This window comes from Burkholderia anthina (assembly GCF_902498995.1).
GTDB lineage: Bacteria > Pseudomonadota > Gammaproteobacteria > Burkholderiales > Burkholderiaceae > Burkholderia > Burkholderia anthina.
In genome coordinates this window covers 208,893-222,880 of the sequence record NZ_CABVLY010000006.1, presented here as the reverse complement: position 1 = coordinate 222,880, position 13,988 = coordinate 208,893, and the positions used below count along the sequence as shown (strand labels likewise).

General features: G+C 63.5%; 13 protein-coding genes. 12 read left to right on the top strand and 1 reads right to left on the bottom strand.

The features are described from left to right. Positions 1-9: 9 nt before the first annotated feature. A complete protein-coding gene (locus BME24068_RS10880; RefSeq protein ID WP_174926060.1) occupies positions 10-1,599 on the bottom strand; it encodes a collagen-like triple helix repeat-containing protein in 1,590 nt (529 codons plus the stop codon). 678 nt (positions 1,600-2,277) lie between these two features. Here BME24068_RS10880 and BME24068_RS10875 point away from each other — a divergent pair. From BME24068_RS10875 to BME24068_RS10820, 12 genes are all read left to right on the top strand, one after another. Then, positions 2,278-2,493: a Flp family type IVb pilin gene (locus tag BME24068_RS10875; RefSeq protein WP_174926059.1), complete on the top strand. Its 216-nt coding sequence runs from the start codon at positions 2,278-2,280 to the stop codon at positions 2,491-2,493. Between the two features lie 102 nt (positions 2,494-2,595). Then, positions 2,596-3,096 carry an A24 family peptidase gene (locus tag BME24068_RS10870; protein ID WP_174926058.1) on the top strand — a complete coding sequence of 167 codons (501 nt, stop codon included), beginning with the start codon at positions 2,596-2,598 and terminating at the stop codon, positions 3,094-3,096. Continuing rightward, positions 3,093-3,548, top strand: coding sequence for a TadE/TadG family type IV pilus assembly protein (locus BME24068_RS10865; RefSeq protein ID WP_174926057.1), 456 nt, complete (start codon positions 3,093-3,095; stop codon positions 3,546-3,548). Before BME24068_RS10870 ends, BME24068_RS10865 begins: the two co-directional genes overlap by 4 nt. A gap of 93 nt (positions 3,549-3,641) precedes the next feature. Continuing rightward, positions 3,642-4,568 carry a Flp pilus assembly protein CpaB gene (cpaB, locus tag BME24068_RS10860; RefSeq protein ID WP_174926056.1) on the top strand — a complete coding sequence of 309 codons (927 nt, stop codon included), beginning with the start codon at positions 3,642-3,644 and terminating at the stop codon, positions 4,566-4,568. Between the two features lie 68 nt (positions 4,569-4,636). Next, complete coding sequence (locus BME24068_RS10855) at positions 4,637-5,998, top strand: type II and III secretion system protein family protein (protein ID WP_096506804.1); 1,362 nt, start codon at positions 4,637-4,639, stop codon at positions 5,996-5,998. A 60-nt stretch (positions 5,999-6,058) separates the two neighbouring features. Then, positions 6,059-7,324, top strand: a complete 1,266-nt coding sequence (locus BME24068_RS10850) for a fimbrial protein (protein ID WP_174926055.1) — start codon at positions 6,059-6,061, stop codon at positions 7,322-7,324. Positions 7,325-7,327: 3 nt separating this feature from the next. Further along, the gene (locus BME24068_RS10845) at positions 7,328-8,698 is read left to right on the top strand and encodes a TadA family conjugal transfer-associated ATPase (RefSeq protein WP_174926054.1); all 1,371 of its coding nucleotides are present in this window, start codon (positions 7,328-7,330) and stop codon (positions 8,696-8,698) included. Continuing rightward, positions 8,691-9,686 (top strand): type II secretion system F family protein, encoded by a 996-nt coding sequence (locus BME24068_RS10840; protein WP_174926053.1) that lies wholly within the window; start codon positions 8,691-8,693, stop codon positions 9,684-9,686. The genes BME24068_RS10845 and BME24068_RS10840 overlap by 8 nt, the downstream gene beginning before the upstream one ends. A 4-nt stretch (positions 9,687-9,690) precedes the next feature. Next, entirely contained in the window at positions 9,691-10,686 is a 996-nt protein-coding gene (locus BME24068_RS10835; protein WP_174926052.1) for a type II secretion system F family protein, read from the top strand. An 18-nt stretch (positions 10,687-10,704) separates the two neighbouring features. Beyond that, a complete protein-coding gene (locus BME24068_RS10830; protein WP_174926051.1) occupies positions 10,705-11,550 on the top strand; it encodes a tetratricopeptide repeat protein in 846 nt (281 codons plus the stop codon). A 20-nt stretch (positions 11,551-11,570) separates the two neighbouring features. Further along, positions 11,571-11,891, top strand: a complete 321-nt coding sequence (locus BME24068_RS10825) for a DUF3613 domain-containing protein (protein ID WP_096506799.1) — start codon at positions 11,571-11,573, stop codon at positions 11,889-11,891. A gap of 11 nt (positions 11,892-11,902) precedes the next feature. Beyond that, positions 11,903-13,927, top strand: coding sequence for a pilus assembly protein TadG-related protein (locus BME24068_RS10820; protein WP_096506798.1), 2,025 nt, complete (start codon positions 11,903-11,905; stop codon positions 13,925-13,927). The last annotated feature ends 61 nt before the right edge of the window (positions 13,928-13,988 follow it).

The window sequence follows — 13,988 nt, the reverse complement described above, 5'->3', positions numbered from 1 at the left end:
GATGTCGGATTACTTGCCGTGCGTGCCGCCGAGCAGACCGCCGATCAGCGATGTGACAGGCGAGAGCAGATTCGAGCCCGAGCCCGCATTCGTGCCGGTGCCGGTGCTGCCGCTGAGTGCCGGGACGCCGACCGTGCTGGTGACCGCGGAAACCGCGCCAGTCACGGGGGCGAGTGCGCTGCTGCCGTTCGTCGCGCCGCCGAGTGCGCCGGTGACTGTCGACACCAGGCCCGTGACGGGCGCGAGCGGGCCGCTGCCGCCACCTGCTGCGCCGCCGAGTGCGCCGGTGACGGTAGAGACGAGGCCGGTGACGGGCGCGAGCGGACCACCGCTGGTGCCGCCTGCTACGCCGCCGAGCGCGCCGGTGACGGTGGAGACGAGGCCGGTGACGGGCGCGAGCGGACCACCGCTGGTGCCGCCTGTTGCGCCGCCGAGTGCGCCGGTGACGGTGGAGACGAGGCCGGTGACGGGCGCGAGCGGGCCACCGCTGGTGCCGCCTGTCGCGCCGCCGAGCGTGCCGGAGACCGTCGTGAGGAGACCCGTGAGCGGAGCGAGCGGGTTGGTTACGCCGCCGGTGCCGCCCGTGAGGAGGCCGCCGACCGCCTTCACGGTGTTGCCTGTCGACGAGACGGTGTTGCCGAGGCCGGTCGTGACTGGGTTGCCGCCCGTCGATGCGATCATCGCGCCTGCCTGGTTCAGGCCGTTGCCGATCGTGCCGAGCAGCGTGTTGACGGGGGCGCCGAGGCCCGTGGCCGTGCCGACCGTCTGTGTCGTCTGGCCGATCATCGTCGTGATCGGCGTGATGGCCGAGCTGACCGTTTGCGTGACCTGCTGGATCGGGCCCGTCGACAGCGCGTTGGTCAGCGTGGTGCCGCCGCCCGACACGGCGTTTCCGACCGTCGTCACGAGGCCGCCGACGGCGCCCGTGACCGGGGCGAGCGGCGACAGCGGGCCGCTGCCGAGACTTGAAAGCAGAGTGCCGGTTTGCGTGACCGCACCGCCGAGCTGGTTCACGACGCCGCCCGTGCTGGCGACCGTGATGCCGACAGGGTCTTTCACCGCGCCGAGTTGCCCGAGGCCGTTGCCGAGGCCATTGCCCAGCGCGGTGACCGCGCCGCCGACGTTCTGCACGATGCCGCCCGCCGCTTGCGTCGTGGCCGGGTTGACGCCCGGTAGCGACTGGCTGGCGACGACGCTGCCGAGGCCCGATACGGTTCCACCGAGACTGGTGACGATATTGCTGCCGCTTGCGAGGACATTTCCTACCGGGTTCGCCGACACACCCGACGTGCCGCTCGTACCGCTGGTCGTTCCGCTCGTCGTTCCGCTGGTGGTGCCGCTCGTCGAGCCACTCGTGCTGCCGCTCGTCGAGCCGCTGGTGCTACCCGACGTGCTGCCACTCGTCGAACCGGACGTGCTGCCTGACGTGCCGCCGTCGGAGGTCGAGATGGAATCGCCGCCGCCCGAGCTCGAGCCGCCGCCGAGCCCCTGGCTGATTGAACCGGAACCGCCGCACGCGGAGAGGGAAAGCATGGCTGCCACGGTGGCCGCGATCATCGTCGCCCGGAACGTGCCATGAGGGATAACCAGAGTGTCCATTTCGTCCTCGCATTGAAGCTGTGTTGTGTTGAGTAATGCGAGGTCTACTCTGCAACTGTCGTGCCATTTCGATAGCCGATGGCGCCGCAAACGTTTTAAACGAGGCAATGCCTTGTCGGAAAAGGCAATTATGGAAATTGAAAGATTGTTGAATCTTTTTAAGTCTGCTCAGAAGAGAGCGATTTCAGGTGCGCTGTAACGTAACGTCACAACATTGGCGTTACGCTTGCAACGTAACGCTGGGCGCATCAAGCCCGATGGCCCGGTTCACGGGGGATACGGTATTTTACTGGTGGACTAGATGTGTACATCTAACCTATCGTAAGTCCTATGTGAAAAACGTACCGAAAAGCCGTACAAATACGTTGTGCATCCGGGAAAAAATTTCGATCCGGATCGTTGAAAGGGGTTGGAAATTAAAGAGGATCAGATATAAGATTCGGGGCAGGTGTAAGGAAATGTACGGGTCAGTACACAACGTTCGAGGAGGATCCCTATCGCGAATGTTAACTTGCATCAAGTAACGTGAAGTGCTCTTCGGGGCGACCTATAAAGAAAGTGCACCCAGTCGTCGTTATAGCAGTTGCAGCGAACGATTCGGGGCAAGTGGCCAGATATGCGGGGATGTAGAACGTATAAAGGCCAGAGAACGTACATACAGGCACGAGGAATTAGAAAATGAAAGCAATCATCAAGCGTTTTCTTAAGGAAAACAACGGGGTTACCGCGATCGAGTATGGGTTGATCGCGGGTCTGATCGCTGTTGCGATCGTTGCAGGGGTTACGTCGATCGGCGGCAGCCTCGGCAATATGTTCACCAACCTGGGCACCTGCGTGAGTACGCGCACGGCTGACGCTTGCTCAACGACCGCCATCTGGGCCGCGCCTAAATAACGAGGACGACTTATTACTTTGTAAAGCGTCGTCTCGATGCGGTAGCGGGCGGATTGCTTTTGCAATCCGCCTGTCCCGATGCTTGCGGCTGGCTGTGGCGCGATGGCACATCTTATTTTCAGTGGAATATTCCTGGTCTGGGCGGCATTCGTCGCGGTCAGCGATATTCGCTTTCGTCGAATTCAGAATTCGCTCGTCCTGGCAGGATTGGCCGGTGCGCTCGGGGGCGCGTTTCTTGACGCGAATCCATTTGGTGTTTTTCCGCTTCAGGCAACGATCGGTATGCTGGTTGGAGTGATCGGGCTGTTTCCGTTTTTCCTGCTGCGGGCCATGGGTGCAGCGGACGTCAAGGTTTTTGCCGTGCTCGGCGCCTGGTGCGGAATGCATGCGCTGCTCTGGCTGTGGATCGTCGCGAGTCTGGCTGCTGGTATTCACGCGCTCGCGGTGATGCTGTTGTCGCGCACGTCGCTTGGCGCGCTGTGGCGGCAGGGCGCGCCTGCGATGACGTTGGGCGGATATCGGGCGACACCTTATGCGGCATGTCTTGCGATACCGGCTGCGGTATGGCTTTTCTATCTCGTCGCCACGGGGGGCGCGCGATGAAACGACAGAAACAACGGCGCGGGTACAGGTGGCAGCGTGGTGCGACGGCGGTCGAGTTTGCAATGGTGTTTCCGCTGTTCTTCGTGATTGCCTATTCGATCATCAGTTTCGGGATGATTTTCGTGATTCAGCAGAGCCTGACGCTGGCTGCCAGCGAGGGGGCCAGGGCTGGATTGAGCTACGCCCCTACGATGACTGCCCGCATTGCGAACGCGACGACTACCACGCAAAACGTCCTGGGCTGGCTGAATATCAGCCCGCCGCAGGTGGTGGCACCGCGTTGCAGTTACGATCCGTCGCAGCCGCCGAATCCGCCGTCGCTGTATTGCCTCTCGGTCACGGTGAGTTACTCGCCGGAATCGTGGATGACGTATATCCCGCTCCTAGGGAGCGTGGTGAATCAGCCGTTGACGAGCACCGCGATCGTACAAATTCCGCAGTCCATTTTGTGAGAGGCGCATCGTGGTGCGACGGACACGCCGACACCAGAAGCACGTGACCAGAGAGATTGACTCGGACTTTCATTCCGGCATCCATACAACAACATGGCCAACAACTTAACGAAGATCATCGCCGGGCTGCTGATTGCGATCGCTGTTTTGCTCGGTATCTACGCGTGGATGCTCGGGCGCAGCACGCCGAGCGCGGCACCGGCGCAGCCGACCATTGCCGCCAACCCGGTGCCCGTCGTGATTGCGGCGCGAACATTGCCTGCCGGCCAGCCGATTGCCGCCGATGCGCTGAAGATGCAGCCTGCGTCGCCGGTACCGATCGGGGCGTTCAGCGATCCGTCGTTGCTCGTCGGCCGCATCCCGAACAAGGACATTCCGGCGTCGGCGCCGGTTGTCGCGGGAGGGCTGGTATCGGGGCTCGCCGAGGACGTGCAGCCGGGCGAACGCGCGGTTGCGATCCGTGTCGACGAAACCAATGCGGTCGGCAATCGGCTGCGTCCTGGCAATTATGTCGACGTGTTTCTCAACCTGAAGCGCGAAGGCGGCGGGGCGATGTTCGACGGTGAGGTATCGCAGACGCAAGCGCGGCTTTTGCTGTCGAAGGTGCGCCTGCTGTCATTCGGCGACGCGACACCCGATCACGATAGCGGCAGCAACGCAAACGGCAGCAACGGACAACCGACCAATGTACGCATCGCGGTGCTGTCGGTGCCGACCGCGCAGGTCGACGCGTTGACGCTCGGCGAGGCGAGCGGTCGGCTCACGCTTGCATTGCGCAATCCGCGCGACGATGAACTCGCGGCGCAGACCGTCGCGGTGCGCACGGATAACAAGCTGTCGCCGTCGGCGCTCGCCGCAGCCGGCGTGTCACTGCAACAGCTTTCCGGCACGCAGAGAAGTCAGACGGCCAACGTGAACGTGCCGCCGCTGCCGTCTCGTTTGCCTCCGGGGGGGCGGCCGAACGGTGGAGGAGGCATCGAGATTATCCGTGGCGGCCGGTCGGAAACGGTCGCGTATTGAGCGGTATCGACGGTCATCGATATTCAGCAAAAACAGATTAAAAGGGTCGCGCAACGGCCTTCCAAACGATGAAAAACACACTGATTGCATTCGCGATGGCTATCTGGACCATGACGTTCGCATCGTTTGCCTCGGCTGCCGGCACGATCGAACTCGCGGTTGGTGCACAACGCCAGATTTCGGCCGGCCGTGCGTTGCAGCGGGTTGCAGTCGGCGATCCGGCCATCGCCGACGTGCTGCTCATGAAAGGAAGCCGTTCCGGCTCCGTGCTCCTGACTGCGAAGGCGGCGGGTGCGACCAACGTGATGCTGTGGGTGCGCGGTCGCGATGAGCCCGAGATCTGGAACGTCGAAGTCGTCGACGCGGCTGCGCAAGCGGTACTCGATGGCGGCACGCCGCGCGTGAATGTCTATGGCGGGACGTCGGTGCTGCGAGGAACTTCGACATCGCTCGACGCCCATCAGCGCGCGGTCGACGTCGGCAAGAACACGAGTGCGAAGGGCGCGGTGATCGATCGCTCGACGGTCACCGGCAAGAACGTCGTGCAGGTCGACGTGCGCGTCGTCGAATTCAGTCGCTCGGTGCTCAAGCAGGTCGGATTCAACTTCTTCAAGCAGAGCAACGGCTTTTCGTTCGGTTCGTTTGCGCCGGGCGGCGTGCAGTCGTACAGCGGTGGATCGGGTTCCGGTGCGAGTTCGGGCTCGTCATCGAGCCCAGGTTCATCGTCATATTTGCCAACGCTCGGCGCGCCCGTGGCGTCAGCATTCAATCTGATCGTGAACGCCGGCGGGCGCGGCATCTTCGCCGATCTGTCGCTGCTCGAAGCGAACAATCTTGCGCGCGTGCTCGCGGAGCCGACCCTCGTCGCGCTGTCCGGCCAGAGCGCGAGCTTCCTCGCGGGCGGCGAGATTCCGGTGCCATCGCCTCAAGGGCTCGGCTCGACCGCGATTCAGTGGAAGCAGTACGGCGTCGGGCTCACGCTGACCCCGACGGTGCTGAATCCGAATCGCATCGCGCTGAAGGTCGCGCCGGAGTCGAGCCAGCTCGATTTCGTGAACAGCGTGACGATCAGCGGTGTCGCGGTGCCGGGCATCACGACGCGCCGCGCGGACACGACGGTCGAACTCGGCGATGGCGAGAGCTTCGTGATCGGCGGCCTGATCGACCGTCAAACGATGTCGAACGTAAGCAAGGTGCCGCTGCTCGGCGACTTGCCGATCATCGGCGCGTTCTTCAAGAATCTGAACTATCAGCAGAACGACAAGGAATTGCTGATCATCGTGACGCCGCATCTCGTCGCGCCGATCGCGAAGGGCGCCGTGTTGCCGTCGACGCCGGGCGAACTGTCCGAGCAGCACGATGGGCCGGTCTGGAGATCGTATCTAGGTGGCGTGGCGTCGCCGGATGCTGCTCCGGGGTTTTCGAAGTGAAGGCGAAGCGTTGCGCGTTGCGGCGCATCGTCACGCCTTGCGTAATCGGGGGTGTTCGACATGAACGCGCGAACCGAATCATTGTGTGAACCCGCCGTGACCGACTATTTCGTTTGCGCGTCGTCGCAGGACAGGCACGTCCGCTGGCTGGCAGATACGCTCGTGTCGGCCGGCGCGGTGGAGGCTGCGTCGCTTGAGCCCGGTGCGCTTGCTCAGCGCATCACGGGCCTCAATCCGGCGCTCGTATTCATCGATTTTTCGGAAGGAAGTGCGGCGGCGAGCGCCGCCGCCGCTGCGGTGCGCGCGTCGTATCCAGGGCTGCCGGTCGTTGCGCTCGGTTCGCTCGCGCAGCCGGAGAGCACGCTCGCCGCGTTGCGCGCCGGTGTACGCGACTTTATCGATGTATCCGCATCCGCCGAAGATGCGCTGCATACGACGCGCGGGTTGCTTGCGCACGTCGGCGAACCGGTCAGTCGCCACGGCAAGCTCGTTACGTTGCTCGGTGCACGCGCCGGCATGGGCGTGAGTACGCTCGCCGCGAACCTCGCCGTCTGGTTGCAGAAGCATGCCGCCGTTACCGGGACGGACGCCGTGCCGGCTGGCGGCGCGGCGGTCGGCCGTCAAACCGCGCTCGTCGATCTGGGGCTGCCGGCGGGCGATGGTGCGCTGTTCCTGAACACGCGTTGCGAATTTCATTTCGTCGACGCGGTGCACAACCTGCGCCGTATCGACCGGACTTTCGTGAACACCGCCTTGACCCGTCACTCGAGCGGTGTCGCACTGACGACGCTGCCGGCCGATCTCGGCGGCCTGCGCGACGTATCGTATGCGGCATGCGTCGGGCTGCTGAACCGGTTTCGCGCATTCTTCGATCAGCAGGTTGTCGATCTCGGCGGTTTCTCGAACCACGAGTTCGTCGCGCAGATCGCGGCCTCTGCCGACGAGGCGTGGCTGGTCTGCGATCAGGGCGTTGCATCGATCGTATCGGCGGCCGATCTGCTCACCGGGTTGCGCGATACGGGTGTTGATGTCGACCGCGTGCGGCTGGTCGTTAACCAATACGATCCCGCACTCGATTTGACGCCCGCACAGATCGCGGAGCGTCTCGGACTGTCGCTGGTCGGCACGCTGCCTTCGCGTCGCGTCGCAATCGGCCATGCTGCGAATCAAGGGCGACTCATCGTCGATGCAGCGGAGCGTGATCCGTATGTGCGCGCGCTCGAATCGCTCGCCGCACGCCTGCCGGGGGTGGCGACCTCGTCGCGGCCGGCGGCGGGCCTGTCGGTACTGAAGCGCTTTATTCAACCTTCGTCCAAGCGGTCGTAAGCGATGGCACACGACATTCAATTTGCCGACGGCGCAGCGCCGTTCTCCCAGACGCAGCAATTCCACGACATTAAGAATGCCGCTCACGAGCATTTGCTGACGCGTATCGAGGAACTGGGCGCCGAGTTCGGCCGATGGTCCCGTCAGGCGATCAATCAGTTCGTCGATCTCGAGATCGACAGCTTCGTGCGCCTGCGCCGCATTCCGTTGAACGAGAACGAGGTGCGCGCGATTGCGGAGGCGTTGACCAAGGAACTCGCCGGCTTCGGGCCGATCGAGGACTTGCTCGGCGATCCCGCGGTCGAGGATATCCTGATCAACGGATACAACGATGTGTATGTGTCGCGTCACGGGATCCTTGCGAAACTGCCGGTACGTTTCACCGACAACGCGCATTTGCTGCGTATCGTGCGCCGCATTCTCGCACCGATCGGGCGTCGCCTCGACGAGTCGAACCCGATGGTCGACGCGCGGCTGCCCGATGGTGGGCGCGTCAACGTCGTGATCGAGCCGCTGTCGATTGACGGACCGGTCGTGTCGATCCGGAAATTTCGCAAGGATCCGCTGAAGCCGTCCGACCTGCTCGGCAATGGTACGTATAACGATGAAATCGGCACGTTGCTCGAGGCGGCTGTCGAAGCTCGCTGCAACATTCTCGTGTCGGGCGGGACGAGTTCGGGCAAGACGTCGCTGCTGAATGCGCTCGCTTTCCATATTCCCGAGATCGAACGCGTCGTGACGATCGAGGATACGGCCGAACTGTCGTTGAACCACCCGCACGTCGTAAGGCTCGAGAGTCGGCCGGGCGGTTTCGACGGCACCGGGGTGGTGTCGATTCGCGACTTGCTTCGCAATACGTTGCGGATGCGCCCGGACCGAATCATCGTCGGCGAAGTCCGCGGCGGCGAGGTGCTCGAGATGTTGCAAGCGATGAATACCGGCCACGACGGATCGATGGGCACCGTGCATGCGAGCTCGCCGCGTGAGTGTCTGTATCGCCTCGAGATGCTTGCGGGCTTCGCGGGCTTCCAGGGTACCGAATCGAGCCTGCGCCGGCAGATTGCGAATGCGATCGATTTCATCGTGCAGATCGGCCGCCTGTCGAACGGGCGGCGCAGAATCCTGTCGATCACCGAAGTGACCGGGCTATCGGACAACATCATCGCGACGCAGGAGCTTTACCGGTATGAGGCGCGCGTGACGCCGGAGGGCGAGGAGATCGATCATTGGGAGTCACTCGGCATTCATCCGCATTCGCCGAAGCTCGCACGTTTTCGTCAAGCGTTGACGAGCAGCGGGTTCAACGACGGCGGGTTCGGTGGAGGCTTCGGTGGTGGCGGGTTCGGTCGCGGCGGCGGAGGCTTCAATGTATAGCGCAATGGTCTGGGTACTTGCGTTCGCGATGCTGTGCGTCGCCACGGCAATGATGCTGTGGCGGCACGCGGAGACGCGGCGCGTGCGGACCGACGCGAAGCGTTTCATCGATAGCCGGCTCGAACCGGGCGTGCGTGTCGCGGCTGCCGCGCAGGCACCCCGGCCGACACCGGGTGTACTGCGGACTGCATCGCCGCCCGGCGCCACGCGAAACGCGTCGTCCGACGTATTCCGTGCGCGCTGGTATGCGGCTGTGGCCGAATATCTGACGAACCTCGCGAGTCGCGCGGGGATCGAGGGCGCGCGCGGCAAGGTGATGGTCGCGTTTGGCGGGCTCGTTGGCGTGGCGGCATTTGCGGGCAGCCGCGGCGGCGCGCTCGCGTGCGTCGCAGCTATCGCATGCGGAAGCGCGATGTTTGGCGTCTGGCTTTCGTCGCGGATTCAACGGCGGCGGCTGAAGATCGTCCGGCAGATTCCTTCATTCCTCGACGGGATCGTGCGTCTCGTGACACTCGGCAACAGCGTGCCGGCCGCATTCCAGTCCGCGCTTCAGACGACCGAGGAGCCGCTTCGCGGTTGCCTCGACCATGTGTCGCGCATGCTCCGCGGCGGCGTGGAGATCGACCGAGCGATGATGCATATCGCGAAGATCTACCGAACCGAGGAGTTCGAACTCGTCGGCTCGGTGTTGAGGCTGTCGGTCAAGTATGGCGGCCGCGCGGATGTAATGCTCGAGCGCATGGCCGTGTTTATGCGCGACCTCGAACAGGCGGAACGCGAGTTGACTGCGATGTCGTCGGAGACGCGGCTGTCGGCGTTCGTACTCGTGATGCTGCCGATCGCCATCGGCGGTTTTGTCATCGTGACCAATCCGAAGTATCTGCACGGGATGTGGAACGATCCGAGCGGGCGCTCGCTGCTCGTGGTCGCGTTCATGCTGCAACTGGCCGGCAGCGTGTGGTTGTACCGAATGGCCCGGCTAAGGTGACGCAATGACATCGACTCAGATTGGAGCGATTGCCCTTGCGGTCGGCGCGCTCGGCGTGCTGTTGCTCGGAATGGTCGCGCTGCTGCGGGCGCATGCCGCGACGCGTGCCGAACGAGCACTCGTCGACGCGCTGGACCGACGCATGGTCGCGCTCGAGGCGGCGAAGGCGCGGACGTCGGACAGCGGGCGCGACGCGGCGGCGCAACCCGACGCAGGCGGCGGAAGGCGCGTCGCGCAGTTCCTCGAACAGTTGTCGGCGGTGGGCATGCGCTGGCTCAACACCGGGCTCGGCAAGCAGCTCGTCGCCGAAGAGGATCGTCGCCTGCTCGAGCAGTGCGGCTATGTCGACGCGCGCACGCGGGGGTTGTTCCTGAGCGCGCGAATCGCGTGCGGGATCGGCTTGCCGCTGTTGTTCGTGATCTTCGCGAGCGGCCGGATGAAGGGCAGCTACTGGATGATCGGCCTGTTTGTCGCGTTCGGCGTCGGCTTCATGTTGCCGAAGCTCTACATCCAGCGCCGCGCAGCTGCGCGGCGACAGAGCGTCATCGACGAATTACCGCTGCTCGTCGATATGCTGCGTCTGCTGCAGGGCGTCGGACTATCGCTCGACCAGAGTCTGCAGGTTGTAACGAACGATTTTCGCGGGATGTTGCCGGTGTTGTCATCGGAGGTGGGGATTGCACAGCGCCAGTTCGCGGCGGGCCGCACGCGCGAACAGTCGCTGCAGCGGTTGTCCGGCGGCTTCGATAACGAGGACTTGCGCGCGATCGTGCGGTTGATGATCCAGGTCGACAAGCACGGCGGTGCGGTGCAGGAGCCGCTCAAGCAATTCGGCGACCGGTTGCGCGAGACACGTCGTGCGATGCTTCGCGAGCGGATCGGCCGGTTGACGGTGAAGATGACTGGCGTGATGGTGCTGACGTTATTGCCTGCTTTGCTGATTGTCACGGCCGGGCCGGGGATGCTGGCGGTCATGCACGCGCTATCGTCGCACCACTGACGGACGGAAGGAACGAAGATGAAGCAGATCAGTGGAGTGGTGACGCGGGCAGGCGTGATAGCAGTGGCGCTGCTGCTCGGTGCGTGCGCGACCAAGGACAGTGGGTATGGTGTCAATGCGCAAACCGAGCGGGCGGCGTTGATGCAGGCTGCCGATCAGAAGCGTGCGGTGCCCGATACGCCGGGAATGTATCTGGGCCTGATTCAGCGGATGCAGGCGCAGGGACTCTATTATGCGTCGCTCGCACATATCGACGCATATGAGAAAACTTACGGCGTAACGCCGGACTCCACCCTGTTGCGGGCAGATGCACTGCGGATGACCGATCAGTCGGCCGCGAGTGCGGCCGTGTACACGCAACTGCTCAAAACGCCGCTTGCCGCGCGCGGCTATCGTGGGCTTGGGCTGCTTGCCGGTGCGGCAGGCGACTTCGGTCGTGCGGTGCAGGCGCTTGCGCAAGCGTCCGAGCTTGCGCCGACCGATGCGTCGTTGCTGTCCGATCTGGCTTACGCGAAGCTGCGCAGCGGCGATGTCGCTGGCGCGCGGGTGCCGCTTCTGAAAGCCGCCGAACTGGACCCGCACAATCCGAAGATCGTCAGCAACCTCGCGCTCTACCTGCTCGCGGCGGGTCGCACGCAGGATGCGCAACGGTTGATGAATCAGCAGCACCTGCCGGCGGATATTCGCAAGGACATCAACGGCGATGCCGCGAAGATTGCGGTTGCAGTGCAGGCTCAGCAGCGCGCTATCGCTGCGCCGTCGGCGGTGTTCGCGCGACGCAGCCTGCTCGCGCCGAATACGCCGATGGCGAACAATTCTGGCTACGACCAGACCATGCCGCTGCTGCAACGATTTGCACAATGAACAGACATCGGGGGATTGACATGAACAATAGCAAGCAATATCGAAACGCGCGGGCGGGCCGAATCGCGGTGCTCGGTGCGCTCGCCTGCATGGTGGCGGGTTCCGCGTCCGCATACGGGCAGGTAACGTCGTCTGCGTCCGATGTCGATCGTTCGACAAGGGAGTGGCTCGCGCTACAGCGCGACAATCGCGCGGCGGCACCGACGCAGCCGGTGTTGGGCGACGTCGCGTCCCTCATCTACCAGCGTTACCTTGATTCGTTCAAGAACAAGATTCCGAATTCGATGAGTTCGCAGATAGGCTCCGGCAGCGGAGCGGGCGGCGGGCAATCGACTCAATAAGCGAGACGACAATGCGGGCAGATCAAGCATGCGCGGCACGACGGCGCGGCGCGGGCCGGCCGGCGGGGCGTTGCCAGCGTGGCTCCGTGGCGGTGCTCGCGGTGATATGGATGTCGATCGCATTCATCATGCTGGCCGGGATCGACATCGGCCACTTCTATTCCGAGCGACGCCTGATGCAGGCAGCGGCCGATTCGGCTGCACTGTCAGCGGTTTCTCAAGTTTCCGCCGATACAGCCTGCGCGGCGGCGACGACCGCGGCGAATCAAATCGCGAATCCGACAAAAAAACCGCTACCGCCCAGCGTGACCGTTTCCGTGACGTGCGGGATCTGGACTGCGCCCCAAGCCAGCGGCAGCGCGTTGTTCTCGCCGACCGCGGGAACGGCGACCAATGGTCAATGCGCGGGGTTGTCGGCCGGCGCGGCAAGTGGCCAGCCGGCCAATGCCGTATGCGTGACCGTTTCCGAGCCGGTATCCGGCATTTTTCGTAATGGAACGACGATCAGTGCGTCAGCCATCGCCAAGATCACGCCGTACGACACCTTTACACTCGGCACGGCGCTCGCGTCGTTGAATGGCGGGTTGATCAACCAGTTGCTCGGTACGCTGACCGGTTCGCCCAACCCACTGAATCTCCAGGCCGTCGATTATCAGGGGCTGGCGCAAGTCAACCTGAACATGGCGGGCATTCTGGCCAATTTGCCGGTCGGTACGAGCACGGCCGTGCTGAACGGAACCGTGTCGCTCGGCCAACTGGTCAATGCGGAATTGCAGGCAGCGACGCAGCAGAATCTGGCGAGCGCGAATCTGAACGTTCTGAATGCGATCGCTGCGGCACTGTGCATCAACAACACCTGCGGCGGCCCTCAGATCGCGCTCGGTCAACTGGTTTCCGCTGCGGTTGCCGGTGGCAGCTCAGCGGTCAATGCGAGCGTGAATGCACTCGGATTGCTATCGACGGCGTTGCAAATCGCGAACGGAACGAGCCCGGTCACCATTCCCAGCATAACAGTGCAGACGCCGACCGCGCTCGCGCCGCTGCTGAACACGACCGTGTCGGGCTCCGTATCGCTCGCCGGAACGCCGCCATCCACGGCAAGCGGTCCGCCCGGGCCGTCTAATTGCGGGACGACCAATTGCACGACCAATACGTCGACTGCGCAGGGCAATATCTTCCTGAATACGTCGCTGTCGCTCCTGTCGACGTGCTCGGACGGGTCTCTGGCCTACCCGGGAGCCGCTTGTTCGAAAGGCAAGGCGACTCCGCTCGCCGCCGTTCAATTGCCGGTTACCGCCTACGTGTCGCCGGCGACGGCGGGTCTGGCGTCCGTCACCTGTACGCCGGACGGTACGAAAAGCGCACAGGTGAATGTCCAGACAGGTGTGCTTGCCGTCTACCTCGGCGGGTCGGCGAATACCCCGATCAATCTCAATGCCGCCAGCGGTTACACACCGAGCGGCAGCGCAAACCCGATTCCGCTCGTGTCCGTCAACCTGCAGAGCCTGCTGAATCTGCTGAACCTCGGCGGCTTGACCTCCACGCTGACATCGCTGCTTAACGTGCTGACGCTGGGCCTCCTCAACCTGAACGACATCTCGATCAGCATCAGCTTGAAGCCTGGCCAATTGACAGTTCCAGTCGCCAATCAAACGCCGACGCCGTTGTCGTTCGCGTATCCCGGGCCGCAATCCTCCGCTTCTCCGAGCCCCGCGTCGCCGTACACGCTGAACGTCGGCACGGATCAGTTCCTGGCGCCTGCGGTTCAGGGCATCGTGAACGGTGGCTTGACGTTGACGTTATCTGCGAGCGGCGGCTTGGTGTCGATCCTGGCTGGCGTATTGAATCCGTTGTTGAGTGCCCTGACGGGGCCGATTTTGACTGCACTGGGGAATACGCTCGTTCCGCTGCTGCTGCAACCGGTCGATTCTCTTCTGGCCTCCGTCACGAGCCTGCTCGGCCTGAGCCTGGGAAATGCCTATGTCACGAATACACCGGATTCGATCAAGTGCGGCACGCCCATGCTCGTTCAATAAATCTCCGAGCATTCCGTTATCGACGGAGGGCGGTTTCGCCACCGTCCGCAACCAATCGCTG